The following is a 25536-nucleotide window of genomic DNA, read 5'->3' as shown; positions in this document are numbered from 1 at the left end:
TTTCATCCGTTCAATGACAGCGCCCGGTCTTCGCGTCGACGACGACCGGCCACAGATAATCGAAAGCCTTGCCTTCGCAGGACTGCGGGCAACTGTTGAAGGCGATGGTGACTTCCTTGCCCTGCTCCCACATGCGCACGGTGCAGTTGCTTTCCTTCTTGTGCCGGAGCAGGACCTGCGGCAGCTTCGCGTCCTGCGCGAAGTCCTTGATGTTGAAGTTGCAGACGCCGCGCCCCTTGATGCTGACCTGGGCATCGAAATTCTTGACCTCGGCCTCCTTGACCAGCAGATTGAGCCGGGTCGCGGTCCCGATCGCGTCGCGGTGCGTGCAGCGCGAGCGGACGTTGAGCGGCCGCGTCGGCTGCGGCTTCAGGTTGCGGTTGGCGAGGTATTTCAGCGTCGAGTTCTTGAACTTCGGCGCTTCCTCGGCGACCGGCGCCGGCGGCGGCGCCTCCGGCTCGGCTTCCGGCGGCTTCGGCGGCGAACCGCAGGCGGCGAGCAGGAGGCCGGCGATCAACGCAAGGACGGTTGCGCGCATCTCAGGCGATACCCGCCGGACGCCGCTGATGCCAGTCGGTCGCCTGCTGGTAGCGGTGGGCAACGTTGAGCAGGCGGGCCTCGTCGAAATAGTTGCCGATCAGTTGCAGGCCGACCGGCAGGCCGTCGGCAAAACCGCAAGGCAGCGCCATGCCGGGCAGGCCGGCAAGGTTGACGGCGATGGTGTAGATGTCGGACAGGTACATCTGCACCGGGTCGGCCGATTTTTCGCCAAGCTTGAAGGCGGTCGTCGGCGAAGTCGGCCCGAGGATCACGTCGCAGGCCTTGAAGGCGTCGACGAAATCGTTGGCGATCAGCCGGCGGATACGCTGCGCCTGCAGGTAGTAGGCGTCGTAGTAGCCATGCGAGAGGACGTAGGTGCCGATCAGGATGCGCCGCTTGACCTCTTCGCCGAAACCCTGCGCCCGCGTCTTCATGTACATGTCGTCGAGGTTGCCGTAATCCGGCGCGCGGTAGCCGTAGCGGACGCCGTCGAAGCGACTCAGGTTCGAGCTCGCCTCGGCCGGCGCGATGACGTAGTAGGCCGGCACCGAAAGATGCGAATTGGGCAGCGAGACATCGACGATGGTGGCGCCGAGCCGACGGTATTCGTTGATCGCTTCCTGGACCGCGGCCATCACCCCGGCGTCGCAGCCGGCGGCGAAGAATTCCTTGGGCAGGCCGATGCGCAGGCCGGCCAGCGGCTGCTCGAGGCTGCGTGTGTAATCCTCGGCCGGACGCTCGAGCGAGGTCGAATCACGCGCATCGAAGCCGGCCATGGTGTTGAGCAGCAGCGCGCAATCTTCGGCGGTGGCACCCATCGGGCCGCCCTGGTCGAGCGACGAGGCGTAGGCGATCATGCCGTAGCGCGAGACGACGCCGTAGGTCGGCTTGAGGCCGGTCAGGTTGCACAGCGCCGCCGGCTGGCGGATCGAGCCGCCGGTGTCGGTGCCGGTCGCCGCCGGCGCCAGACGGGCGGCGATCGCCGCCGCCGAACCGCCGGACGAACCGCCGGGCACGCGCGTACGGTCCCAGGGATTCCTCACCGGGCCGAAGAACGAAGTCTCGTTCGACGAGCCCATCGCGAACTCGTCCATGTTGGTCTTGCCCAGCGAAACCAGGCCGGCATCGCGATGCATCTTCTCGATCACCGTCGCGTCGTAGGGCGCGACGAAGTCGGCGAGCATCTTCGAGCCGCAGGTGGTGCGCCAGCCTTCGGCACAGAAGATGTCCTTCTGGGCGACCGGAATGCCGGTCAGCGGGCCGGCGCTGCCGGCGGCGATACGGGCATCGGCGGCGGCGGCCATTTTCAGCGTTTTGTCACGGTCGACCGTGACAAAGGCGTTGATCTCGGGATTCAGGCGCTCGATCCGGTCGAGGAACAAGGTGCTCAGCTCGACGCTGGAAATATCCTTCGCCGCCAACGCTTGCGACAGTTGCTTGAGTGTCTTGTCGATCATTCGATCACCTTCGGCACCAGGTAAAGACCGGCCTCGGTTTCCGGGGCGACGGCCTGGTAGGCAGCGCGCCGGTCGGCCTCGCTGACGGCGTCGGCGCGCAGGCGCTGGCAGACGTCCTGGGCATGGGCCATCGGCTCGACGCCGGCGGTGTCGACCGCCTGCATCTGCTCGATCAGTTCGAAGATGCCGTTGAGATGGCCCTGGGTGGTCAGGGCCTCGGATTCGCTGACCTCGATGCGGGCGAGATGGGCGATCCGCTTGACCTGTTCTGGTGTGAGCGACATGGCTTGAAAAAGACTTTTTGCAGCGCACAAAGTCTTAAAAACGAAAGCGTTGTAAGGTATCATAAAAGCTTTATCTACCGCACCCCCCAACGCGGAGCACAACGATGTTCGGATTCCTCTCCAAGTATTTTTCCAACGACCTCGCCATCGACCTCGGCACGGCCAATACGCTGATTTACGTGCGCGGCCGCTCGATCGTCCTCGATGAGCCGTCGGTCGTTGCGATCCGCCTCGAAGGCGGCCCCAACGCCAAGAAAACCATCCAGGCCGTCGGCAAGGAAGCCAAGGAAATGCTTGGCAAGGCCCCCGGCAGCATCACCGTCATCCGGCCGATGAAGGATGGCGTGATCGCCGACTTCACCGTCACCGAGCAGATGCTCAAGCAGTTCATCAAGAAGGCGCACGATTCCAAGCTGTTCTCGCCGAGCCCGCGCATCATCATCTGCGTGCCGTCGGGCTCGACCCAGGTCGAACGCCGCGCGATCCGCGAATCGGCCCTCGGCGCCGGCGCCAGCCAGGTGTATCTGATCGAGGAACCGATGGCCGCCGCAATCGGCGCCGGCCTGCCGGTTTCCGACGCGACCGGCTCGATGGTCGTCGACATCGGCGGCGGCACCACCGAAGTCGGCGTCATCTCGCTCGGCGGCATGGTCTATGCTGGTTCCGTGCGTGTCGGCGGCGACAAGCTCGACGAAGCGATCATCAACTACATCAGCCGCAACTACGGCATGATGATCGGCGAGAACACCGCCGAAAACATCAAGAAGACCATCGGCTCGGCCTTCCCCGGCGCCGAAGTCAAGGAAATGGAAGTTTCCGGCATCAACAAGGCCGAAGGCATCCCGCGCAAGTTCACGATCTCGTCGAACGAAATCCTCGAAGCGCTGACCGACCCGCTCAACCAGATCATTTCCGCCGTCAAGTCGGCCCTGGAAAAGACGCCGCCGGAACTCGGCGCCGACATCGCCGAGAAGGGCATGGTCCTGACCGGTGGCGGCGCGCTGCTGCGCGACCTCGACCGCCTGCTGATGGAAGAAACCGGCCTGCCGGTGATCGTCGCCGACGAACCGCTGACCTGCGTTGCCCGCGGCTGTGGCATGGCGCTGGAAAAGATGGACAAGCTGGGCAGCATTTTTGCCTCGGATTAACGCGTCGACCGCAACATTGCAGGACTGATCGCGATGGCCGGCACCGACCACGCTCCACCGCCTTTCTTCAAGAGAGGGCCAGCACCGCTGGCCCTTTTGACGTTTTATCTGGCACTCTCGCTGGCGCTGTTCGTCATCGACCTGCGCCTGCAGAGTCTCGACCTGCTGCGCCAGAGCGTCGCCCTGGTCACCGATCCGATCCAGCGCATCGCGCAGACGCCGGGCAGCCTGGTGGACAACGCTGCCGCCTACCTGCGCGGCCTGCACGACCTGCTCGACGAGAACGCCCGCCTGAAGCAGGCGCAACTGCGCCTGGCCCCCGATCTCGCGCGCCTCGAACACCTGGCCAGCGAGAACGAGCGCCTGCGCAAGCTGCTCTCGGTCAAGGAACGGGAAAAGGCGAGCGGCGAAGTGGCGCGGATCATGTACACGGCACGCGACCCCTTCACCCACCGGATCATCATCGACAAGGGCCAGCAGTCGGGCATCGTCGCCGGCCAGCCGGCGATCGACGAAGCCGGCGTGGTCGGCCAGGTCACCCGGGTCTTCCCGTTCTCGGCCGAAATCACGCTGATCACCGACAAGGACCAGACCGTCCCGGTCCAGGTCGTGCGCAGCGGCCAGCGCTCGGTCGTCTTCGGCCTCGGCGGCGGCCAGCTCGAACTGCGCTACCTGCCGGCCAATGCCGACATAAAGGAGGGTGACCTGCTGGTCACCTCCGGACTCGACGGCATCTACCTGCCCGGATTCCCGGTCGCCCGCGTGGTCAGCATCGAGCGCGAGAACTCCTACGCCTTCGCCCGCATCCGCTGCGCACCGATCGCCGCCGTCGAGAACTTCGGCGAAGTCCTGGTGCTGTCGCCGCGCCAGCCACAGGCCCCGCGTCCGCCCGACTCGCCCGGACGCAGCGGCAACACCGGCGCCCCGAGCAAGCCCGGAGACAAATAATGCAACCGACCTTCTCCTCGTCGCGCATCCTGCTGCCGGTCCGCCCCTGGTTCATCGTCTTCAGCCTGTTCGCAGCGCTCCTCTGCAATCTGCTGCCGACCTCGCACTGGCCGGGGATTCCCGACTGGGTCGCCCTGGTCCTGTGCTTCTGGAGCGTGCGCGAGTCGCGTCGCGTCGGCATGGGCTGGGCCTTCATCCTCGGCCTGGCGATGGATGTTGCCGACGGTGCCGTCCTCGGCCAGCACTGCGTCGCCTACGTCCTCCTCGCCTACGTCACCGCCGCCCAGTCGCGGCGTATCCTGTGGTTCCCGCTGGCCCAGCAGGCGCTGCAGATCCTGCCCGTACTGCTTGCCTGCCAGTTGATCCAGTTGCTGATGCGCACCCTGGTCGGCGCCGACTTCCCCGGCTGGGGCTATCTGATCGGCCCGCTGGTTGCGACCGTGCTCTGGCTGCCGGCCACCTTCCTGTTGCTGCTGCCTCAGTACCAGCCGGTCGAGCGCGACGAAAACCGCCCGCTCTGACGCAGATAGACGATGAGCGACTTCCACCACGGCGAACAGGACCCCGATCGCTTCCGCAACCGCATCCTGGTTTCGGGCGGCCTGGTGCTGCTCTGCTTCTTGCTGCTGTTCGGCCGCTTCTTCTACCTGCAGGTGCTGCAGCATGAGTATTACGCGACGCGCGCCGAAAGCAACCGGATTTCGCTGGTTCCGGTGATGCCCAACCGCGGCAACATCGTCGATCGCAACGGCCAGGTGCTGGCCCGCAACTACTCTGCTTTCACGCTCGAAATCACGCCGTCGAAAACCCTCGGCCTGGAAGAGACGATCGACAGTCTCGACGAGATTGTCGACATCCAACTCAAGGACCGACGCCGCTTCAAGCGCCTGCTCGAGGAATCGAAGAATTTCGAATCGATCCCGATTCGCACCCGCCTCACCGACGAGGAGGTCGCCCGCTTCGCTGCCCATCGTTATCGCTTCCCCGGCGTCGAGGTGAAGGCCCGGCTGTTCCGCCAGTACCCGGAAAACACCCTGGCTGCCCATGCCATCGGCTACATCAGCCGGATCAACGCCAAGGACAAGGAAAACATCGAAGCCGCCGGCCACGAGGCCAACTACAAGGGCACCGAGCACATCGGCAAGGTCGGCCTGGAAGCGCATTACGAGTATGAACTGCACGGCACCGCCGGCTATGAGCAGGTCGAGGTCGACGCCGGTGGGCGCGCCGTGCGCGTGCTCTCGCAAACCGCGCCACTACCCGGCAACAACCTGACGCTGACACTCGACGCCAAGCTGCAGAAAGTGGCCGAGAACGCCTTCGGCGGCCGCCGCGGCTCCCTCACCGCGATCGACCCGAGCAGCGGCGCGGTGCTGGCCCTGGTTTCCTCACCGGCCTTCGACCCGAACCTGTTCGTCGACGGCATCCGCTTCGACGACTGGGACGAACTGAACAACCACCCCGACAAACCGCTGCTCAACCGGGCGATCTACTCGACCTACCCGCCCGGTTCGACCTTCAAGCCGCTGATGGCGCTTGCCGCACTGAGCACCGGCAAGCGGACGCCCGGCCAGGCGATTGCCGACCCCGGTTACTTCAACTTCGGCAACCGGCGCTTCATGGACGACAAGGTCGGCGGGCACGGCATGGTCGACATGCACAAGTCGATCGTCGTCTCCTGCAACACCTACTACTACGTCCTCGCCAACGACATGGGCATCGACAACATCGCCCGCTTCATGGGCGAGCTCGGCCTCGGCCGGCGTACCGAAATCGACATTCCCGGCGAGGCCACCGGCATCCTGCCGTCGCCCGAGTGGAAACAGAAACGCTTCAAGAAGCGCGAGCAGCAGAAGTGGTATTCCGGGGAAACGATCTCGGTTGGCATCGGCCAGGGCTACAACGCCTACTCGACCCTGCAGATGGCCCACGCACTTTCCAACATCCTCAACTACGGCAAGGTGTTCCGGCCGCATCTGGTGCACAGCATCACCAATCCGACCACCGGCGAGGTGCGCATGGTCGAATCACAACCAGTCCGCCAGGTTGCGCTCAAACCGGAGCACGTAGACGTGATCAAGCGCGGCATGGCTGGCGTCGTGCTCGAGGGCACCGGCTCCCGGGCCTTCGCCGGGGCACCTTACACCTCGGGCGGCAAGACCGGCACGGCCCAGGTGTTCAGCCTGAAGAGCGGCCAGAAATACGTTGCCGGGCAGTTGCGCGAACGACTGCGCGACCACTCCTGGTACGTTGCCTTCGCACCGGTCGATCAGCCGAAGATCGTAGTCGCGGTGATGGTCGAGAACGGTGGCTTCGGCGCCCAGTCGGCGGCGCCGATCGCGCGCCAGGTCTTCGACTATCACCTGACCGGCAAGCTCCCCGGCGGCCCGGCACCGGAAGTCGATGCGCCTGAGGGTTCGGAAGCCGCCGAGCTGATCGAGGACAGCCATGAAGCTGATTAAGCGGATCATCCAGGGCATTCTCGCCCACCTCGACATGCCGCTTTTCCTGATCGTCCTGGCACTGATGGCGATCGGCTTGCTGACGGTGTATTCGGCAACCGCCAGCGAAGGCTTCTGGAAGCTCGACCGGCAGCTGATCAACATGGCCGCGTCGATGGCGGTGATGCTGCTGGTTGCCCGGACCCCGCCACAGACCTTGATGCGCTTCGCGGTTCCGCTTTACCTGCTCGGCGTCGTCCTGCTGCTTGGCGTTGCCCTTTTCGGCATCGTCGTCAACGGCTCGCGGCGCTGGATCTCGCTTGGCTTCGTCCGCATCCAGCCATCCGAAATCATGAAGATCGCGATGCCGCTGATGCTCGCCTGGTATTTCCACAAACACGAGTCGATGCTGCGCGGCAAGCACTACTTCATCGCCACCCTCATCCTGCTGGTGCCAATTGCCTTCATCCTCAAGCAGCCGGACCTCGGCACCTCCCTGCTGATCGGCGCCGCCGGCTTCTTCGTGATCTTCTTCGCCGGCCTGCCCTGGAAGGTGATGTTCGGTCTCGCCGCCGCCTTTGGCGCCGCCATGCCCTTCGCCTGGAACATGCTGCACGACTACCAGCGCCGGCGTGTGCTGACGCTGCTCGACCCGACCTCCGACCCCCTCGGCGCCGGCTACCACATCATCCAGTCGACGATCGCCATCGGCTCCGGCGGCAGCCTCGGCAAGGGCTGGCTGAAGGGCAGCCAGACCCACCTCGAGTTCATCCCGGAAAAGCACACCGACTTCATCTTTGCCGTCTTTTCCGAAGAATGGGGACTGCTCGGCAACGGCATCCTGCTCGTCCTGTTCACGCTGCTGATCGGTCGCGGCCTGATGATCGCCGCCGCCGCCCCGACAATGTTCTCACGCCTGCTGGCCGGTGCGCTGACGCTGGTCTTCTTCATCTACGCCTTCGTCAACATGGGCATGGTTTCCGGGATCCTGCCGGTGGTCGGCGTCCCGCTGCCCTTCATCAGCTACGGCGGCACCGCGCTGCTGACGCTGATGCTCGGCGTCGGCATCCTGATGAGCATCCACACCCATCGCATGCTGGTGAAAAAATGATCCGACGCCATCTTCCCCCGGCCTTGCTGCTGCTCTTGCTGAGCGCCTGCGGCAGCACCCCCGAAGCCCCGGTCCACCACGGTGGCACCAGCGCCAGCAATCCGCCAGTCCGGGCGACGACACCGCCGCCGACGCAACGGCGTGGCGGCGGCTACTACAAGGACGATGGCCCGGCCGACGAGATCCCCGAGAACCTCGAGCTGACACCCGACGCCGTCCCGCGCTGGGAGCCCCTGCACAAGCCGGCGCTGCGCCCCTACGAGGTATTCGGCACCCGCTACGTCCCCAATACCAGCGTCCAGCCATACAAGGCGCGCGGCATCGCCAGCTGGTACGGCAAGAAGTTCCACGGCCAGAAGACCTCGATCGGCGAGCCTTACGACATGTTCGCGATGACCGCGGCGCACCCGACGCTGGCCCTGCCCTCTTACGTCCGCGTCACCCATCTGCAGAGCGGGCGCAGCGTCGTCGTCCGCGTCATCGACCGCGGCCCCTTCCACGCCGGGCGGATCATCGACCTGTCCTACACCGCCGCCTACAAGCTTGGCCTGATCCAGGGCGGCAGCGGCCAGGTCGAGGTCGAGGCCATTTTGCCCGGCGAAGGCACGTCGACCGTGTATGCTGAGGTCGCGCCGCCGAGCCGTCCGGCACTGCCGCCGAGCCCCCCGCCGAGCGTCGAAACCGCGCTGCCGGCTGGCACCTACCTGCAACTGGGGGCGTTTGCCAACGCCGACAATGCCGACAACCTGAAACGGCACATGGAACGCGAACTGGACTGGATCGGCGAGCCGATGCACATCCTCCGGGCCGGCAACCTGCACCGCCTGCAGCTCGGGCCCTACACGTCGCGCCCGGCTGCCGAACAGGTCGCCGAACGGATCCGCGGGGCGCTCGGCTTCAAACCGACGATCGTCGTCCGCTGAACCGGCTCACCCCGGCAAGCTGCGGGCAACGGTGGCCGTGACGATATTGCCGCGGCCCTCGTAGGCGAGGCTGGCAAAGCTGGTCAGGCGGGCCATGGCGATGCCGCGACCGTTCGGATCGAAGGCGCGCTCGGGATCGAATTCGAGGAATTTCTGCCAGTCGAAGCCATCGCCCTGGTCGACGATGCGAAAGCTGATCGCCTCGGCACCATGCTCGACGCGGATCGTCGCCTGGCGCCCGCGGAACTGCGGCAGGTCGAGGCGGCGCCGGATCTCGGCCTCCCAGTCGCCATCCCACTTGAGCAGGGATTTCTCACGGTAGCTGATGCCCAGGTTGCCATGCTCGACAGCATTGACCATCAGGTCCGACAGCCCCGGCGCCACCCGGTCCGGATCGGGGCACATCGCCGCCAGTACCGGCACCAGGCAGGCAACGTCCTCGAGCGTGGCGAAAGCGTACTCGGCACCGCGCAGCAGCTTTTGCGCCTCTTCCAGGCGGGCCGCCCGGGTGCGCAGCGAGGCTCGCGCGCGCCGGTCCTCGAGCGCCGCGCGGACGATCGAGATCAAGGCCTCGGGTGCGTAGGGCTTGGTCAGGTAATAGTAGGCACCGGCCTCCAGGCCCTCGCGCACCTGCTCCGGCGCCGAAGCGGCAGTCTGCATGATCACCGGCACGTCGGCGAAACGGCCGTCGCCCTTGACCCGGCGCAGGAACTCCATGCCGTCCATGCCCGGCATCATGCGATCGAGGATGACCAGCGAAAAATCGCTGCCCGGCGCCGACATCCGCGCCCAGGCAGCCAGCGGATCGCTGAAGGGTTCGAGCGCCAGTTGCTCCTGCTCGAGAAAATCCTCGATCAGCATCAGGTTGATCGCTTCGTCGTCGACGACGAGAACATGGTTTCCGGACATGAATGCTGGCTTTTCGGCGAGGGAAAGGTGCCTGGAATCCTAGCACGAGCGTAGCCTTTGATGCGGATCAATGGCCGCCCGGCGACGCTGGCTATACTCGTCCGCTTGTCCCGAACGAACCCTGCCATGCTCCCCCTGCCCGATCTCGTCTGTCCCGCCGGCAGCCTGCCGGCCCTCAAGGCGGCTGTCGACAACGGTGCCGATGCCGTTTATCTCGGCTTCAAGAACGATACCAACGCGCGCAACTTCGCCGGCCTCAATTTCGACCAGAAGGGCATCAGCGAGGGTATCCGCTACGCCCATACCAAGGGCCGCGAGGTCCTGCTGGCAATCAATACCTTCGCCCAGGCCGGGCGCGTCGTCGACTGGCAACGGGCCGTGGACACCGCCGTCGATCTCGGCGTCGACGCGATCATCCTGGCCGACGTCGGCCTGCTCGACTATGCCGCCCGCCGCCATCCGCAGCAACGCCTGCACCTGTCGGTCCAGGGATCGGCCACCAGCTACGAGGCGATCAATTTCTGTCAGCGCGAATTCGGCATCCGGCGCGCCGTCCTGCCGCGAGTGCTGACGCTGGCCCAGGTCGAGCATGTCATCCGCAACACCAGCGTCGAGATCGAGGTCTTCGGCTTCGGCAGCCTGTGCGTGATGAACGAGGGACGCTGCTGGCTGTCGTCCTACGCCTGCGGCGAATCGCCGAACACCGTCGGCGCCTGCTCGCCGGCCAAGTACGTCAAGTGGGACAAGCAACCGGGCGTGATGGAAACGCGGCTCAACGGCATCCTCATTGACCGCTTCGGCGACGACGAGCCGGCTGGCTATCCGACGCTGTGCAAGGGCCGCTTCGACGTCCAGGGTGAAACCTATTATGCGCTCGAGGAACCGACCAGCCTGAACGTCCTGGAAATCCTGCCGGAAATCATCCGCATCGGGGTCAAGGCGATCAAGGTCGAGGGCCGCCAGCGCAGTCCGGCCTACGTCACCCAGGTCACCCGGACGCTGCGCGCTGCCCTCGACGCACTGCGCGACGGCAGCGAACGCTATCACGTCAAACCAGCCTGGCACGCCGAACTGGCCAAGGTTTCCGAGGGCAACCAGGCGACCTTGGGCGCCTACAACCGGCCGTGGAGGTAAGCATGAAACTGTCGCTGGGGCCCCTGCTCTATTTCTGGCCGAAGGCCGAAGTCATGGCGTTCTACGCCGAAATGGCCGAAAACCCGGCCATCGACACCATCTACGTCGGCGAAGTCGTCTGTTCGCGCCGCCAGCAACTGCGCACCACCGACTGGATCGGCCTGGCCCGCGACCTGAGCGATGCCGGCAAGGAGGTCGTCGTCTCGGCGCAAGCCCTGCTCGAATCGGAAAGCGACCTGAAGGCACTTCGGCGGCTGGTCGACGAGGCCGGCTGCAAGGTTGAAGCCAACGACCTGGGTGCGGTCAACCTGGTTTTTGGGCAAAAATTCGTCGCCGGACCGCACCTCAATATCTACAACGAGGCCACGCTGGCGACTTTCGCCGGCTACGGCATGTGCCGCTGGATACCGCCACTGGAGGCTTCGCGGACGATCATCGAGACGCTGCACCGCAGCCGCCCGGCCGGTGTCGAAACCGAGGTCTTCGCCTTCGGCAAGCTGCCGCTGGCCTTTTCGGCCCGCTGCTTCACCGCCCGCCATTACGAGCTGAACAAGGACGACTGCCAGTTCAAATGCCTCGACCACGAGGAAGGATTGACGCTGCGTACCCGCGAGGGCCAGCAGTTCCTGACCATCAACGGGATCCAGACGATGTCGGCACAAAGCTACTGCCTGCTTGCCGAGATGCCGACGCTACGCGAGATCGGCATTGACAGCATCCGCCTCAGCCCGCAGAAGGCGCACATGAACGCGATCATCGCCGCCTTCGACGCTGCCCGCCAGGGCCAGCCGACGATCGCCGGGAGCAGCGACTGGAGCAGCAGCGGCCTGGTCGACGGCTACTGGTTCGGTGACGCCGGAATCGCCGAACATCACACCCGAGCTGGAGCCAGCGCATGAATCCAAACTTCACCATCCCGCGTTTCCGCCTGCCCGACTTCGTTGCCGGGATCGGCCAGAAGCTGCCGCAATGGCCACATACGCTGGTTCTGGTCGGGGCGCTGAACGCCGCCCTGAAACTGAAATTGTTGCCTGAAAGCGAGTTGACCGTGCTCGAGGACAAGCTGTTCCGCGTACGTGTCCTCGATACCGGTGGCGAGGCCTGCTACACCTACCGTGACGGCTTGTTCCGCCCGGTTTTCCGGGCACAGCGGGAGCCCGACCTGGCCTTCGCCGCCAATCTTTCCGCCTACCTGCAACTTCTCAGCCGCCAGGAAGATCCGGACACACTGTTCTTCAACCGCGAACTCGAAATCACCGGCGACACCGAGCTCGGCCTGATCGTCAAGAACATGCTCGATGCCATCGAACTGCCTTCGCTGTCGCGTCTGCCACTGCCCGGCCGGCAATGAAAAAAGCCCGCATTGTGGGCTTTTCCGTTGCCGGTAGCGGCGCTCAGCCGCCGCTCGTTTCGGCGACGAAGATCTCGACCCGACGATTCATCGCCCGGCCCTGCGCCGTCGCGTTGTCGGCAACCGGTTCGCGCGATCCGCGGCCGTCGATGCCGATCCGCGACGAGGCAACGCCGCGCGGCACCAGATAATCCCGGACGGCAGCCGCACGATTGACCGACAGCGGGTTGTTCACCGTGTCCGAGCCGACATTGTCGGTATGACCGACGATCGTCACCCGGGTCACCGGATGCTGGGCCAGGCCCTGCGCCAGCTTGTCGAGCACCGGCCGCAGCGACGGCTTGATGTCGGCACGGCCGGAATCGAAGGAGATGTCGCTGGGAATCTCGAGCTTCAGACGATTGTCGTTGGTCTGCGTGACCTCGACACCGGTCCCCTCGGTTGCCTGCTCCATCGCTGCTTTCTGTTCCTGCATCCGCTTCGACCACAGGTAACCGCCGCCGGCCCCGATCGCGGCCCCGGCAGCAGCGCCGATCGCGGCACCCTTGCCGCGGTCGGAGCGACTCGATGTCGCAGCCCCGATGACGGCCCCGGCAACAGCACCGATGGCAGCACCGGTACCGGTATGGCGCTGGGTTTCATCCATGTTGGCGCATCCCGAAAGCGCCAGACTGGCGGCGCTGAGGACGAGGATCGTATTCTTCATGTGGGCCTCCTTCGGCTGTTCGATGACGACCGATCCAGATTAGCACGCCCCCGGAAGCCTTTCTCCGGCGATATGTAACAAATGGCAAAGCCCTTTACACAATGGAAAAGGGGGCCGAAGCCCCCTTTCTGTCGTCAGCCAGGCCTTACGCTCAGGCCTTTTTCTGGGTATCCAGGCGGAACTTGACGTAGCTGCCCGGCGCCGGTTCGATGACCTTGAGCGCACCGGCATCAGGCTGGCGAGCCGGCACCTTGGCCGCACCACCGGGCAGGCTGGTCACCCACTCGTGCCAGTGCGTCCACCACGAACCGGCATTCTGCGTCGCGCCGGCCAGGAAATCCTCGGGGCTTTCCGGCAGGTTGCCGTCGGTGGCATCGTTGGTCCAGTAGCCATACTTGTTGGCGACCGGTGGATTGACGATGCCGGCGATGTGGCCGGAACCGCCGAGGACGAACTTGGTCGGCCCGGAGGGCAGGCGCGCCCCCATGTAGGTGCTCTTCCACGGCGCGATGTGATCCTCGATCGTCGAGATGAAGTAGCACGGGGTCTTGACCTTCGAGATGTCGATCTTGACGCCGGCCAGGGTGATGCCACCAGGGTCCTTGAGCTTGTTCTCGAGGTACATGTTGCGCAGGTAGAAGCTGTGCATCGCCGCCGGCATCCGCGTCGAATCGGAGTTCCAGTAGAGCAGGTCGAAGGGGAAGGGATCCTTGCCCATCAGGTAGTTGTTCACCACGAATGACCAGATCAGGTCGTTGGCGCGCAGCATGTTGAAGGTGCCGGCCATTTCCGACCCCTCGAGGAAGCCGCGTTCGGCCATCTTCTTTTCCAGGCCGGTGACGGCGCCCTCGTCGAGGAAGACACCGAGTTCGCCGGGTTCGGAGAAATCGAGCATGGTCGTGAAGAAGGTCGCGGAATTGACGCGCTTGTCCTTCTTGGCAGTCATGTAGGCCAGCGTGGTCATCAGCAGCGTCCCGCCAAGGCAGTAGCCGGCCATGTTGACGCTGTTCTCGCCGGTATGGGCGCAGACCTGATTGACGGCCTCCAGCGAGCCTTCGAGCAGGTAGTTCTCGAACGACTTCTGGGCCAGCTTCTCGTCCGGGTTGACCCAGGACATGATGAAGGTCGTGTGGCCCTGGCTGGTGGCCCAGTTGACCAGCGAATTCTTCTCGCGCAGATCGAGGATGTAGTACTTGTTGATCCACGGCGGCACGATCAGGAAAGGCTTCTTGAACTGGTCCGGCGTCTTCGGATCGTACTGGATCAGCTGGAACAGGTCGTTCTGGAAAACCACCTTGCCCGGCGTCGTGGCGACGTTCTTTCCCATCTCGAAAGCCGAGGTGTCGGTCATCCGGATGCGCAGCTGGCCGTCACCCGCCTCGACGTCCTGGAGCAGGTTGTTGAGGCCCTTGATCAGGTTCTGCCCGTGCGACTTGACGGTCTCGCGGAAGACTTCCGGGTTGGTCAGTGCGAAGTTCGACGGCGACAGCGCGTCGATGTACTGGCGGGTGAAGAAATTGACCTTCTGCTGAGTATGCTCGTCGAGGCCGTCGGTCGAACTGACCGTATCGTGGATGTGACGGGCGGCGATCAAATAGGACTGCTTCATGAAATCGAACAGGAAATGCTGTTCCCATTCCTCGTCCTTGAAGCGGTTGTCGCCCTTCTTGGGCGTTGCCACCGGCGCAGCGCCGGGCATGCCCATCATCTTCATCATGGAACCCTGCCACAGCGAGAAGTAGTCCCACATCATGTTCATCTGGGTCTGCGCCAGCTTGTACGGATTGGCCATCAAGCGCGCCGACAGGTCCATGAAGGCCTTGGCCACGCCGAGCTCGTCGGCCGGCGCCTCGACGCCGTCCTTGGCCTTCTTTTCCATGAACTGGGTGATGATCCGCGAGGCGCGCTGGGCGACTTCGGCATAGGTCTTGGCCATCTCGGCCGGATTGGGCAGGTTGACGCCCTGGTCTTCGGTTTGCTGCGACATCTTGAAACTCCCTCTGTCAGTGCGCGGCGGGTCGGTGCTGTAACCGCGAATAGCGAATCACCCCGTCGGCGTCGATGCTGCGCGACAACCGACCGGCTTGTTCCAGATAGTTCAGATGGGCAATCGCTTCACCCATCGCGAACATCGTTTGGTGTGTATCGAGCACCCGACCAAACAACACGTCGAGCAACCCGGCTGCGCTCTGCGGCGCGTGTTCACAGCTGTTCTCAAGCGCATGCAATCGTTCTTCGTGGTGCGCATGCAATGCACCCACCCGTGCCTGCACTCCGGTGAAGGGCAAGCCGTGTGATGGTAAAACCAGGGTCGGCTGCGGAATTTCCTCCGCCATCCGGTCCAGGGACTCCAGGTACCAGCGCAGCGCATCGGCATCCGGGGTCGCCGCGAACACGCTGATATTGGTCGAAATCCTTGGCAACAACATGTCTCCGGAAATTAACACGCCCAGTTCGGCACAGTAAAGCGCCAGATGCTCCGGGGCGTGACCATACCCGATGACTGTTTGCCAGGTGTGACAGTCGATGCGCAATGCATCGCCGGCCTTGATCCGCTGGTAATGCTCGGGCAGCCCGGGGACCGCCTTGCGGTAGCCGGAACCGCGGCGCTCGAACTTGGCCAGCAGGTCGGCATCGAGGCCGTGCTGACGGAACTGCTCGACCATGAAGCGGGCGCCGTGGCCGCCGACTTCATGCCACACGGCATGGGCAGTAAGGAACTCGCCGCTGGTCATCGCCAGCGGCGCCCCGGTTTCCGCCATCAGCCAGGTCGCCAGGCCGAGGTGATCGGGGTGGAAATGGGTGACGATCAGGCGCGTCACCGGCCCGTCGAGGCGGTCGAGAATGGCGCGCCAGGCGGTGCGGACCTCGTCGTCCGGGAAACCGGTGTCAACGATCGCCCAGCCGGCGCCGTCGCGCAGCAGCCAGAGATTGATGTGATCGAGCTGAAAGGGCAGCGGCATGCGCAGCCAGAAAATCCCGGGCGCCACTTCGCGCAGTTCGCCGGCAGCGGGAATCTCGGTAAAGGGGTAATGCAGGGACATGGTTGCATCCGGCGTCGTCATGCAGGCAAGTTACCATACGGTAGCGGATTGAAAAAAGCCCCGCCATCTGCTTAACTTCGCCGCAACCAAGGAGACATGATGAGCCAGACGGCCGCCACATTCAGCATTTCCGACCTCGCCCGCGAGTTCGCGATCACGCCGCGCACGATCCGCTTCTGGGAAGACCAGGGCATCCTGGCACCGCAGCGCGAGGGCAGCAAGCGCATCTTCACCCGGCGCGACCGGGCCCGCCTGAAGATGGCCCTGCGCGGCAAGCGCCTCGGCCTGAGCCTGGCCGAGATCAAGGACCTGATCGGGATGTACAACTCGACCGAGGACGAAACGCCGCAACTGCTCGAGTGCCTGCGCGTCATCGAAAAGCGTCGGGCTGCGCTGGAACAGCAACGCGAGGACATCGAGGCGATGCTCGCCGAAATCGGCCAGTTCGAGGAGCAATGCCAGCGCGAACTGACGCGCCGGAAAAATGCGTGATTTTTTTTGCCGCTTGGTTTACGTTTACGTCAACGTAAATTAATTTACTGCCGTGCGATGACTGGCGATGCACGGCAAGAACGAAAAGCAGGACCAAACAACAAACTGGAGACAAACCGATGAACATACCGAGCCTCGACTTCGCCCTCGGCGAAGACATCAACCTGCTGCGCGATGCGGTTAAGGCCTTCGCCGACGCCGAGATCGCCCCGCGCGCCGCCGAGATCGACCGCGTCAACGAATTCCCCGCCGACCTGTGGAAGAAATTCGGCGACATGGGCCTGCTCGGCATGACCGCCGGCGAGGAATACGGCGGCACCAACATGGGCTACCTCGCGCACATTGTCGCGCTCGAGGAAATCTCGCGCGCCTCGGCCTCGGTCGGCCTGTCCTATGGTGCCCACTCGAATCTGTGCGTCAACCAGATCCGCCGCAACGGCACGGAAGCGCAGAAGCAGAAATACCTGCCCAAGCTGATCTCCGGCGAACACGTCGGCGCGCTCGCCATGTCCGAGCCGAACGCCGGCTCCGATGTGGTCTCGATGAAACTGCGCGCCGACAAGAAAGGCGACCGCTACGTCCTCAACGGCTCGAAGATGTGGATCACCAACGGCGGCGACGCCGACACCCTGGTCGTCTACGCCAAGACCGATCCGGACGCCGGCGCCAAGGGCATGACCGCCTTCATCGTCGAAAAGGGTTTCAAGGGTTTCACGCACGGCACCCACCTCGACAAGCTGGGCATGCGCGGCTCCAACACCTTCCCGCTGTTCTTCGACGACTGCGAAGTGCCGGAGGAAAACGTCCTCGGTGGCGTCGGCAACGGCACCAAGGTGCTGATGTCCGGCCTCGACTACGAACGCGCCGTGCTCTGCGGCGGTCCGCTCGGCATCATGGCCGCCTGCATGGATGTCGTCGTGCCCTATCTGCACGAGCGCAAGCAGTTCGGCCAGGCGATCGGCGACTTCCAGCTGATGCAGGGCAAGGTCGCCGACCTGTATTCGACCTGGCAGGCCACCCGCGCCTACGTCTATGCCGTCGGCCGCGCCTGTGATGCTGGCGACCACTCGCGCACCCTGCGCAAGGACGCCGCCGGTGCCATCCTCTATTCCGCCGAGAAGGCGACCTGGATGGCCGGCGAGGCGATCCAGACCCTGGGCGGCGTCGGCTACACCAACGAATACCCGACCGGCCGCCTGTGGCGCGATGCGAAGCTCTACGAGATCGGCGCCGGCACCTCGGAAATCCGGCGCATGCTGATCGGCCGCGAACTGATGGCGGAGACACGCTAATTTCATAATTATCGGCACGGGTAGAATGTGCGATTGCCCACGGCCAGGCCGGGGCGACGAAACTGAAGCGGGGCCGGCCACGGCCTCGCGCTACCAGGAGCCACAGAAGCATGAAAATCACCCTGCGCACGCTTTCCGCCACCGACACCGAGGCCATCGAACAGGTCCGCCAGTATTTCCGCAACTACGCGGGCTGGCTCGGCGTCGACCTGTCGTACCAGAACTTCGACCAGGAGATGGCCTCGCTGCCCGGCGCCTACTCGGCACCGGAAGGCCGGTTGTTCTTTGCCGAAGTGGACGGCCGACCGGCCGGCTGCGTCGGCGTGCGCCCGTTTTCCGAAGGCGTCTGCGAAATGAAGCGGCTCTACGTCGCGCCCGAAGAGCGCGGCCAGGGCATCGGCCGGGCGCTGGCGCTGGCGGCAATCAAGGCAGCCAAGGAAATCGGCTACAAGCGCCTGCTCCTCGACACCATGCCGAACATGCGCATGGCCGTGAAGCTCTACCGCGAACTCGGTTTCAACGAAGTCCCGGCCTATTACCCGACGCCGGTCGAGAACACCATCTTCCTCGCACTCGACCTCGACAACTGGTCGGAAGAAGAAAACTGCAACGAGAACCTCTGCCACCTGTTCGACTACAACCGCGCCTGGGCCCGCCAGATGCGCGAGATCGACCCGACCTACTTCGACAAGCTGGCGCAGTTGCAGAACCCGGAATTCCTGTGGATCGGCTGCTCCGATTCGCGCGTGCCGGCCAACCAGATCGTCGGCCTGCTGCCGGGCGAGGTCTTCGTCCATCGCAACGTCGCCAACGTCGTCGTGCACACCGACCTCAACTGCCTGTCGGTGATCCAGTACGCCGTCGATGTGCTGCGCGTCAAGCACATCATGGTCGTCGGCCATTACGGCTGCGGTGGCGTGCTCGCCGCCCTCAACCGCGCCCGCGTCGGCGTCGTCGACCTCTGGCTGCGGCATGTGCACGATGTGCACAACAAGCATCTCGCCGCCGTCGACGCGCTGCCGCCGGAAAAACGCCACGACCGCCTGTGCGAGCTCAACGTCCTCGAGCAGGTGGTCAACGTCTGCCACAACCCGGTGGTCCAGGATGCCTGGCAGCGCGGCCAGCAACTGACCGTGCACGGCTGGATCTACGGTCTCAAGGACGGGCACATGCACGACCTCGGCATCACCATCGACGCGCCGACCGACCTGCCGACCCGCTACGAAGCGGCGCTGCTGGCACTCGACGCCTGAGATTGTTCCGCAACCCATTACCCATAACAAACCGCAAGGAGAAAACAGCATGAACGACCCGATTGTCATCGTATCCGCCGCCCGCACCGCGATGGGCAGCTTTCAGGGCGGCTTTTCCAGCCTGACCGCCGCCAATCTCGGCGCCGAAGCGATCAAGGCCGCCGTCGCCCGCGCCGGCATCGACGCCAACCTGGTCGACGAAGTCCTGATGGGCTGCGTCCTCCAGGCCGGCCAGGGCCAGGCCCCGGCCCGCCAGGCCGCGCTGCAGGCCGGCCTGCCGCTGTCGGCCGGTTGCGCCACCATCCACAAGGTCTGCGGCTCGGCGATGAAAGCCACCATGCTCGGCCACGACGGCCTGCTCGCCGGTTCCTACGGCGTCGCCGTCGTCGGCGGCATGGAGTCGATGACCAACGCCCCCTACCTGCTGCCCAAGGCCCGCGGTGGCTACCGCCTCGGCCACGGCCAGGTCATCGACCACATGTTCATGGACGGCCTCGAGGACGCCTACGGCAAGGAAACGCGTGGTCGCCTGATGGGCACCTTCGCCGAGGAATGCGCCGCCAGCTACGGCTTCAGCCGTGAAGCCCAGGACGCCTACGCCGTGCAATCGACGACCCGCGCCATCGAGGCCAGCAACAACGGTTCCTTCGCCTGGGAAATCGTCCCGGTCACCGTCGCCGGCCGCAAGGGCGACGTCGTCATCGACAAGGACGAAGGTCCGTTCGCCGTCAATGTGGACAAGATCCCGACCCTGAAGCCGGCGTTCAAGAAGGACGGCACGGTCACCGCCGCAAATTCCTCGTCGATTTCCGACGGCGCCGCCGCGATGGTGCTGATGCGTGAATCGCAGGCGGCCAAGCTCGGCCTTGCCCCGCTTGCCCGCATCGTCGCCCACACCACGCATGCCGGCGTGCCGGCGCTGTTCCCGTCGGCACCGGTCGGCGCGATGCAGAAATTGTTCGCAAAAACCGGGTGGACCGCCGAATCGGTCGATCTCTTCGAGGTCAACGAAGCCTTCGCCGTGGTCGCCATGGCCGCGCTGCACGACCTCAAGCTCGACCCGGCCAAGGTCAACGTGCATGGCGGCGCCTGCGCGCTCGGCCACCCGATCGGCGCGTCCGGTGCCCGCATCGTCGTTTCGCTGCTCGGCGCGCTGAAGAAGTACGGGCTGACGCGCGGCGTCGCCTCGCTCTGCATCGGCGGCGGCGAAGCCACGGCCCTCGCGGTGGAAATGCTCTAAGTGCCGCAGTCGGCCCGGACCCTGACCTACGTCAAGCTGGTGGCAGCGATGGCGATGTGGGGCGGCACCTGGATTGCCGGGCGCGTGATCGCCCAGGAACTCAGTGCCCCGATCGCCGTCGCCGCCATGCGCTTCGTCGTCGCCGGCCTGGTCGTCGGCGGCGTCATGCTCGCCGGCGGCAGCGGCATCCCGCTGCCGAAGGACCGGCAGGAATGGGGTCTGGTCTGGGCCCTCGGCTTCTTTGGCATCTTCCTCTACGGCCTGTGCTTCTTTTTCGGCCTGCAGCACATCCCGGCCGGGCGCGGCGCTCTCGTCGTCGCGCTCAACCCGGTGGTCATCGTGCTGCTCGCCTGGGCCATCGGCAAGGAAGGCATGAACCGGCGCAAGGCCCTCGGCTGCGCGGTGGCACTCGCCGGCTGCCTGACGGTGATCGGCAACGGCGATCCGCTGGCCCTGCTGCAGGGCACGGTCGGCATCGGCGAATGGCTGATCGTCGGCTGCGTCGCCTGCTGGACGGCCTACACCTTCATCGGCTGGCAGGCCACCGGCCGCTTTTCGGCACTGGCGACGACGCTCTACGCCTGCTTCACCGGCGCCATCCTGCTCGGCCTGGCGGCGCTGGTGCAGGGCGGCGTCGACCTTGCTGCCTGGTCGTGGCGGGTGTGGAGCGGCATGCTCTTCCTCGCCATTTTCGGCACCGCCATCGCCTACACCTGGTTCACCGCCGCCGTGCACCAGCTCGGCGCCGGCCACGCCTCGGTCTTCATCAATCTGGTCCCGGTCTTCGCCGTCCTGCAGGCGGCCGTGCTGCTCGACGAACGCCTCGGCCTGCCGGTGCTTTTCGGCGGCCTGCTGGTGATTGCCGGCGTCTGGCTGACCACCGTACAAAAAACAACTCTGGAGAAAACAGCATGATTCTTACGCAAGAACAGGAAATGATCCGCGACTCGATGCGCGCCTTCGCGCAGGAGCGCCTCGCCCCCTTCGCCGCCGAATGGGACAAGAACCACAGCTTCCCGGCCGAAGCGCTGAAGGAGCTCGGCGAACTCGGCGCCATGGGCATGGTCGTGCCCGAGGAGTGGGACGGCGCCGGCATGGATTACATGTCGCTGGTGCTGACGCTGGAAGAAATCGCCGCCGGCGACGGCGCCACCTCGACCATCGTCTCGGTGCAGAACTCGCTGGCCTGCGGCATCACCATGAAGTACGGCACCGATGCGCAAAAGGAAGAATGGCTGAAGCCGCTCGCCCGCGGCGAAAAGCTCGGCTGCTTCTGCCTGACCGAACCGCACACCGGCTCCGACGCCGCCGCGATCACCACGCGCGCCGACCGTGACGGCGACCATTTCGTGCTCAACGGCGTCAAGCAGTTCATCACCACCGGCAAGCACGCGCACATGGCCATCGTCTTCGCGGTGACCGACAAGGCCGCCGGCAAGAAGGGCATTTCCTGCTTCCTGATCCCGACCAGCACGCCGGGCTTCATTGTCGGCCGTACCGAGGACAAGATGGGCCAGCACGCTTCCGACACCGTGCAGATCATCCTGGAAAACTGCCGCGTGCCCGCTTCCGCGCTGCTCGGCAAGGAAGGCGAAGGCTACAAGATCGCCCTCTCCAACCTCGAAGCCGGCCGCATCGGCATCGCCGCCCAGAGCATCGGCATGGCCCGCGCCGCGTTCGAGGCCGCCGTCCGTTACGCCAGGGAGCGCGTCACCTTCGGCCAGCCGATCATCGAGCACCAGGCGGTCAATTTCAAGCTGGCCGACATGAACACCCTGCTCGACGCCGCCCGCCTGATGGTCTGGCGCGCCGCCCAGCTCAAGGACGCCGGCAAGCCCTGCCTGAAGGAAGCCTCGATGGCCAAGATGTTCGCCTCCGAAGCCGCCGAGAAGATCGCCTCCGACGCCATCCAGATCCACGGCGGCGTCGGCTACACCAGCGACTTCCCGGTCGAGCGCATCTACCGCGACGTGCGCATCTGCCAGATCTACGAAGGCGCCAACGACATCCAGCGTCTGGTGATCGGGCGCAGCATCGCCGCCGAGTAAGGCGGTTTCACGGTCGACCGGCAAAAACAGGCAAAAACGCCGGTCGACCGCAAACTTTGAGGAGAAACGAATGAGCACACCGTCAGCGATCGATTTCTGGTTCGATTTCTCCAGCCCCTACGGCTACCTGATGGCTGAAAGGATCGACGCCCTCGCCGCCCGCTTCGGCCGCCAGGTGCGCTGGCACCCGATCCTGCTCGGGATCATCTTCCAGGCCACCGGCTCCCGCCCGCCGGCCGACGGCATCAGCAGCAAGGGCAAGTACATGCTGCACGACTTCGCCCGCTCGGCCCGCTTCCTCGGCATTCCCTACCGGATGCCGAGCCGCTTCCCGTTGCCGACGCAGAACGCCGCCCGCGCCTATTACTGGCTGCACGGCCGCGATTGCGCGCAGGCCCGGCGCTTTGCCCACGCCGTCTTCAACGCCTTCTTCGTCGACGACCGCGACATTTCCGCCCCCGACACCGTCCTTGAAATTGCCGCCCAACTCGGCGTCGACCGTGAACCTCTCGCCGCCGCGCTGCAAAGCCCGGAAATCAAGGCCCGACTCAAGGACGAATGCGAGCAGGCGCTGGCCGCCGGCGTCTTCGGCTCACCGCACGTGATCGTCGACGGCGAACATTTCTTCGGCGCCGACCGCCTGCCGCAGCTCGAGCGCTGGCTCGAAAGCGGCGGTTTTTAATCAGCAAACGAGAAACATGAAAAGCATCTGCGTCTTTTGCGGCTCCAACGCCGGCAATCAACCGATCTTCCGCGCCGAGGCCGAAAAGCTCGGACGGCTCCTCGCCGCACGCGGCATCCAGCTGGTCTATGGCGGCGGCAACGTCGGCCTCATGGGCGCCGTCGCCGACGCCTGCCTGGCGGCCGGCGGCACGGTCATCGGCATCATCCCGCAAGCGCTGGTCGGCAAGGAGGTCGCCGGCCGCCCGGTGGACCACCGGGCGCTGACCCGGCTCGAAATCGTCGATTCGATGCACACGCGCAAGGCGCGCATGGCCGAACTGGCCGACGGCTTCATCGCCATGCCCGGCGGCTTCGGCACCTTCGAGGAGTACTGCGAGGTGCTGACCTGGGGCCAGCTCGGGTTCCACGTGAAACCGGTCGGCCTGCTCAACGTCGGCGGTTTCTACGATCCGCTGCTGGCGATGTTCGACCAGGCCGTCACCGCCGGTTTCCTGCGCGAGCAGAACCGGGCGATGGCGCTGTGCGACAGCGACAGCGAGGCACTGCTCGGCGCCATGGCCAGCTACCGGCCAGAGGCGGTCAGCAAATGGCTCAAGGAGGAAAGGCAGTTGTAGGCCCTTCCGTTTTTCGTTTTCAGGTAACGCACAGATAAAAGAAGCGAGGAGACATGACCATCCTGAAATCCCAACTGAACCCGCGTTCGGCCGACTTCCAGGCCAACGCGGCGGCCATGCAGGCGGTCGTTGCCGACCTGCATGAAAAGGTCGAGAAGATCGCCCTCGGCGGCCCGGAAGCGGCGCGCCAGAAGCATCTGGCGCGCGGCAAGCTGCTGCCGCGCGAACGGGTCAGCGCCCTGCTCGACCCCGGTACGCCCTTCCTCGAAATCGGCCAGTTCGCGGCGTACGGGATGTACGGCGGCGACGTCCCGGCCGCCTCGGTGATCGCCGGCATCGGCCGCGTCGAAGGCGTCGAATGCATGATCGTCGCCAACGACGCGACGGTGAAGGGCGGCACCTATTACCCGCTGACCGTCAAAAAGCACCTGCGCGCCCAGGAAATCGCCCTGGAAAACCGCCTGCCGTGCATCTATCTCGTCGATTCCGGCGGCGCCTTCCTGCCCATGCAGGACGAGGTCTTTCCGGACAAGGAGCACTTCGGCCGCATTTTCTTCAACCAGGCCAACCTGTCGGCCGCCGGCATCCCGCAGATCGCCGCCGTCATGGGTTCATGCACGGCCGGCGGCGCCTACGTGCCGGCGATGTGCGACGAGTCGATCATCGTCCGCGACCAGGGCACCATCTTTCTCGGCGGCCCGCCGCTGGTCAAGGCGGCGACCGGCGAGGTCGTCAGCGCCGAAGACCTCGGCGGCGCCGACGTGCATACGCGCATCTCCGGCGTCGCCGACCATCTGGCCGAGAACGACGCGCACGCGCTGGCCATCGCCCGGCGCATCGTGCGCGACCTGAACTGGAAAAAGACGCCGCCGGTCACGTTGACCGCGCCCAGCGCGCCGCTGTTCGCCGCCGAAGAGCTGTACGGCGTGATCCCGACCGACACCAAGAAGCCTTTCGACGTGCGCGAAATCATCGCCCGCATCGTCGACGGCTCCGAATTCGACGAATTCAAGGCGCGCTACGGCACGACGCTGGTCTGCGGCTTTGCGCGCATCTACGGCTACCCGGTCGGGATCGTCGCCAACAACGGCATCCTGTTCAGCGAGTCGGCCCTGAAAGGCGCGCATTTCATCGAACTCTGCGCCCAGCGCGGCATTCCGCTCGTCTTTTTGCAGAACATCACCGGCTTCATGGTCGGCCGCAAGTACGAAAACGGCGGCATCGCCCGCGACGGCGCCAAGATGGTCACGGCGGTAGCGACCGCGAAAGTGCCGAAATTCACCGTCGTCATCGGCGGCAGCTTCGGCGCCGGCAACTACGGCATGTGCGGCCGCGCCTACTCGCCGCGCTTCCTGTGGATGTGGCCGAACGCGCGCATCTCGGTGATGGGCGGCGAACAGGCGGCCGGCGTACTCGCCACCGTCAAGCGCGACGGCATCGAGGCCAAGGGCGGCAGCTGGTCGGCGGAAGAGGAAGCCGCCTTCAAGGCGCCGATCCGCGAGCAGTACGAGACGCAGGGCCATCCCTACTACGCCTCGGCGCGGCTGTGGGACGACGGCATCATCGATCCGGCCGACACCCGGCGCGTGCTCGGTCTGGGGCTGTCGGCGGCGATGAACGCGCCGGCGGAAGTGACGAAGTTCGGGATTTTCCGGATGTGATGGGGATGGGGATTTCTGAACCGCTGGGTTCCGCCGTTGACCGGCGGGCTTACTTTCTTTTGCTTCGCCAAAAGAAAGTAGCCAAAGAAAAGGCGCCCCCCAGGTCGGCGCCCCGCTACGCGGGGTCCCTTGCGCTACTCGACGCTCCGGGCGGCTGGCTGAACTCGCCGCTGCGCGGCTCAGACAACGCCAGCCGACTTCCCCCGGACCGCCTGCGTTGCTCAGCGCCTCTCAGGGGGACCCCGAAAACCAGCGG

General features: G+C 65.1%; 25 protein-coding genes. 18 read left to right on the top strand and 7 right to left on the bottom strand.

Annotation, left to right across the window (positions count from 1 at the left end):
• Positions 1-10: 10 nt before the first annotated feature.
• From DFR40_RS07710 to gatC, 3 genes are read right to left on the bottom strand one after another with little or no spacing between them, the layout of a single operon-like run.
• Positions 11-538: a hypothetical protein gene (locus DFR40_RS07710; RefSeq protein WP_121457924.1), complete on the bottom strand. Its 528-nt coding sequence runs from the start codon at positions 536-538 to the stop codon at positions 11-13.
• Position 539: 1 nt separating this feature from the next.
• Complete coding sequence (gene gatA, locus DFR40_RS07705; RefSeq protein ID WP_121457923.1) at positions 540-1997, bottom strand: Asp-tRNA(Asn)/Glu-tRNA(Gln) amidotransferase subunit GatA; 1458 nt, start codon at positions 1995-1997, stop codon at positions 540-542.
• Entirely contained in the window at positions 1994-2281 is a 288-nt protein-coding gene (gene gatC, locus DFR40_RS07700) for an Asp-tRNA(Asn)/Glu-tRNA(Gln) amidotransferase subunit GatC (protein WP_121457922.1), read from the bottom strand. The genes gatA and gatC overlap by 4 nt, the downstream gene beginning before the upstream one ends.
• Before the next feature lie 104 nt (positions 2282-2385).
• On the opposite strand from gatC, the gene DFR40_RS07695 reads away from it, so the two are divergent.
• The 6 genes from DFR40_RS07695 to DFR40_RS07670 are packed head-to-tail and all read left to right on the top strand — an operon-like array spanning position 2386 to position 8852.
• The gene (locus tag DFR40_RS07695; protein WP_028994038.1) at positions 2386-3429 is read left to right on the top strand and encodes a rod shape-determining protein; all 1044 of its coding nucleotides are present in this window, start codon (positions 2386-2388) and stop codon (positions 3427-3429) included.
• Positions 3430-3462: 33 nt separating this feature from the next.
• Positions 3463-4377, top strand: a complete 915-nt coding sequence (gene mreC, locus DFR40_RS07690) for a rod shape-determining protein MreC (RefSeq protein ID WP_121457921.1) — start codon at positions 3463-3465, stop codon at positions 4375-4377.
• Positions 4377-4898 carry a rod shape-determining protein MreD gene (gene mreD, locus DFR40_RS07685; RefSeq protein ID WP_121457920.1) on the top strand — a complete coding sequence of 174 codons (522 nt, stop codon included), beginning with the start codon at positions 4377-4379 and terminating at the stop codon, positions 4896-4898. Before mreC ends, mreD begins: the two co-directional genes overlap by 1 nt.
• A 12-nt stretch (positions 4899-4910) precedes the next feature.
• On the top strand, positions 4911-6839 hold the full coding sequence (gene mrdA / locus DFR40_RS07680; RefSeq protein ID WP_121457919.1) for a penicillin-binding protein 2: 1929 nt from the start codon (positions 4911-4913) through the stop codon (positions 6837-6839).
• Positions 6826-7929, top strand: a complete 1104-nt coding sequence (rodA, locus tag DFR40_RS07675; protein ID WP_121457918.1) for a rod shape-determining protein RodA — start codon at positions 6826-6828, stop codon at positions 7927-7929. Before mrdA ends, rodA begins: the two co-directional genes overlap by 14 nt.
• Positions 7926-8852 (top strand): septal ring lytic transglycosylase RlpA family protein, encoded by a 927-nt coding sequence (locus tag DFR40_RS07670; RefSeq protein ID WP_121457917.1) that lies wholly within the window; start codon positions 7926-7928, stop codon positions 8850-8852. Before rodA ends, DFR40_RS07670 begins: the two co-directional genes overlap by 4 nt.
• 6 nt (positions 8853-8858) lie before the next feature.
• On the opposite strand, the gene DFR40_RS07665 is transcribed toward DFR40_RS07670, so the two are convergent.
• Positions 8859-9761, bottom strand: a complete 903-nt coding sequence (locus DFR40_RS07665) for a response regulator (RefSeq protein WP_121457916.1) — start codon at positions 9759-9761, stop codon at positions 8859-8861.
• 126 nt (positions 9762-9887) lie between these two features.
• Between DFR40_RS07665 and ubiU the strand changes: the two genes are divergently transcribed.
• Genes ubiU through ubiT form a run of 3 tightly spaced genes read left to right on the top strand, consistent with a single transcriptional unit; the run spans position 9888 to position 12246 of the window.
• Entirely contained in the window at positions 9888-10895 is a 1008-nt protein-coding gene (ubiU, locus tag DFR40_RS07660; protein ID WP_121457915.1) for a ubiquinone anaerobic biosynthesis protein UbiU, read from the top strand.
• 2 nt (positions 10896-10897) lie between these two features.
• Positions 10898-11794: a U32 family peptidase gene (locus DFR40_RS07655; RefSeq protein WP_121457914.1), complete on the top strand. Its 897-nt coding sequence runs from the start codon at positions 10898-10900 to the stop codon at positions 11792-11794.
• Positions 11791-12246 carry a ubiquinone anaerobic biosynthesis accessory factor UbiT gene (ubiT, locus tag DFR40_RS07650; RefSeq protein WP_121457913.1) on the top strand — a complete coding sequence of 152 codons (456 nt, stop codon included), beginning with the start codon at positions 11791-11793 and terminating at the stop codon, positions 12244-12246. Before DFR40_RS07655 ends, ubiT begins: the two co-directional genes overlap by 4 nt.
• 43 nt (positions 12247-12289) lie before the next feature.
• Here the strand turns inward: ubiT and DFR40_RS07645 are convergent, their stop codons facing one another.
• The 3 genes from DFR40_RS07645 to DFR40_RS07635 form a co-directional block, all read right to left on the bottom strand.
• Positions 12290-12952: a YiaD family glycine zipper/OmpA-like lipoprotein gene (locus DFR40_RS07645; protein WP_121457912.1), complete on the bottom strand. Its 663-nt coding sequence runs from the start codon at positions 12950-12952 to the stop codon at positions 12290-12292.
• Between the two features lie 151 nt (positions 12953-13103).
• Positions 13104-14939, bottom strand: a complete 1836-nt coding sequence (locus tag DFR40_RS07640) for a PHA/PHB synthase family protein (protein ID WP_121457911.1) — start codon at positions 14937-14939, stop codon at positions 13104-13106.
• Between the two features lie 16 nt (positions 14940-14955).
• Positions 14956-15996, bottom strand: coding sequence for an MBL fold metallo-hydrolase (locus DFR40_RS07635; protein ID WP_211329755.1), 1041 nt, complete (start codon positions 15994-15996; stop codon positions 14956-14958).
• 99 nt (positions 15997-16095) lie between these two features.
• Between DFR40_RS07635 and DFR40_RS07630 the strand changes: the two genes are divergently transcribed.
• The 9 genes from DFR40_RS07630 to DFR40_RS07590 all read left to right on the top strand — a co-directional run bounded on the left by DFR40_RS07630 (position 16096) and on the right by DFR40_RS07590 (position 25280).
• Positions 16096-16488: a MerR family transcriptional regulator gene (locus DFR40_RS07630; protein ID WP_121458231.1), complete on the top strand. Its 393-nt coding sequence runs from the start codon at positions 16096-16098 to the stop codon at positions 16486-16488.
• Positions 16489-16607: 119 nt separating this feature from the next.
• Positions 16608-17780: an isovaleryl-CoA dehydrogenase gene (locus tag DFR40_RS07625; protein WP_121457909.1), complete on the top strand. Its 1173-nt coding sequence runs from the start codon at positions 16608-16610 to the stop codon at positions 17778-17780.
• A gap of 110 nt (positions 17781-17890) precedes the next feature.
• Positions 17891-19033: a carbonate dehydratase gene (can, locus tag DFR40_RS07620; protein ID WP_121457908.1), complete on the top strand. Its 1143-nt coding sequence runs from the start codon at positions 17891-17893 to the stop codon at positions 19031-19033.
• Between the two features lie 49 nt (positions 19034-19082).
• Positions 19083-20273, top strand: a complete 1191-nt coding sequence (locus tag DFR40_RS07615; RefSeq protein ID WP_121457907.1) for an acetyl-CoA C-acyltransferase — start codon at positions 19083-19085, stop codon at positions 20271-20273.
• Positions 20274-21188 carry a DMT family transporter gene (locus tag DFR40_RS07610; protein WP_121457906.1) on the top strand — a complete coding sequence of 305 codons (915 nt, stop codon included), beginning with the start codon at positions 20274-20276 and terminating at the stop codon, positions 21186-21188.
• On the top strand, positions 21185-22321 hold the full coding sequence (locus DFR40_RS07605; RefSeq protein ID WP_121457905.1) for an acyl-CoA dehydrogenase: 1137 nt from the start codon (positions 21185-21187) through the stop codon (positions 22319-22321). Before DFR40_RS07610 ends, DFR40_RS07605 begins: the two co-directional genes overlap by 4 nt.
• 70 nt (positions 22322-22391) lie before the next feature.
• Positions 22392-23003 (top strand): 2-hydroxychromene-2-carboxylate isomerase, encoded by a 612-nt coding sequence (locus DFR40_RS07600; protein WP_121457904.1) that lies wholly within the window; start codon positions 22392-22394, stop codon positions 23001-23003.
• Between the two features lie 16 nt (positions 23004-23019).
• Positions 23020-23619: an LOG family protein gene (locus DFR40_RS07595; RefSeq protein ID WP_121457903.1), complete on the top strand. Its 600-nt coding sequence runs from the start codon at positions 23020-23022 to the stop codon at positions 23617-23619.
• Positions 23620-23672: 53 nt separating this feature from the next.
• Positions 23673-25280: a carboxyl transferase domain-containing protein gene (locus DFR40_RS07590; RefSeq protein ID WP_121457902.1), complete on the top strand. Its 1608-nt coding sequence runs from the start codon at positions 23673-23675 to the stop codon at positions 25278-25280.
• Positions 25281-25536: the final 256 nt, after the last annotated feature.

Origin of the sequence: Azonexus fungiphilus (assembly GCF_003634965.1) — a bacterium.
GTDB classification, from domain to species: domain Bacteria; phylum Pseudomonadota; class Gammaproteobacteria; order Burkholderiales; family Rhodocyclaceae; genus Azonexus; species Azonexus fungiphilus.
This window is presented reverse-complemented; position numbering and strand designations above follow the sequence as displayed.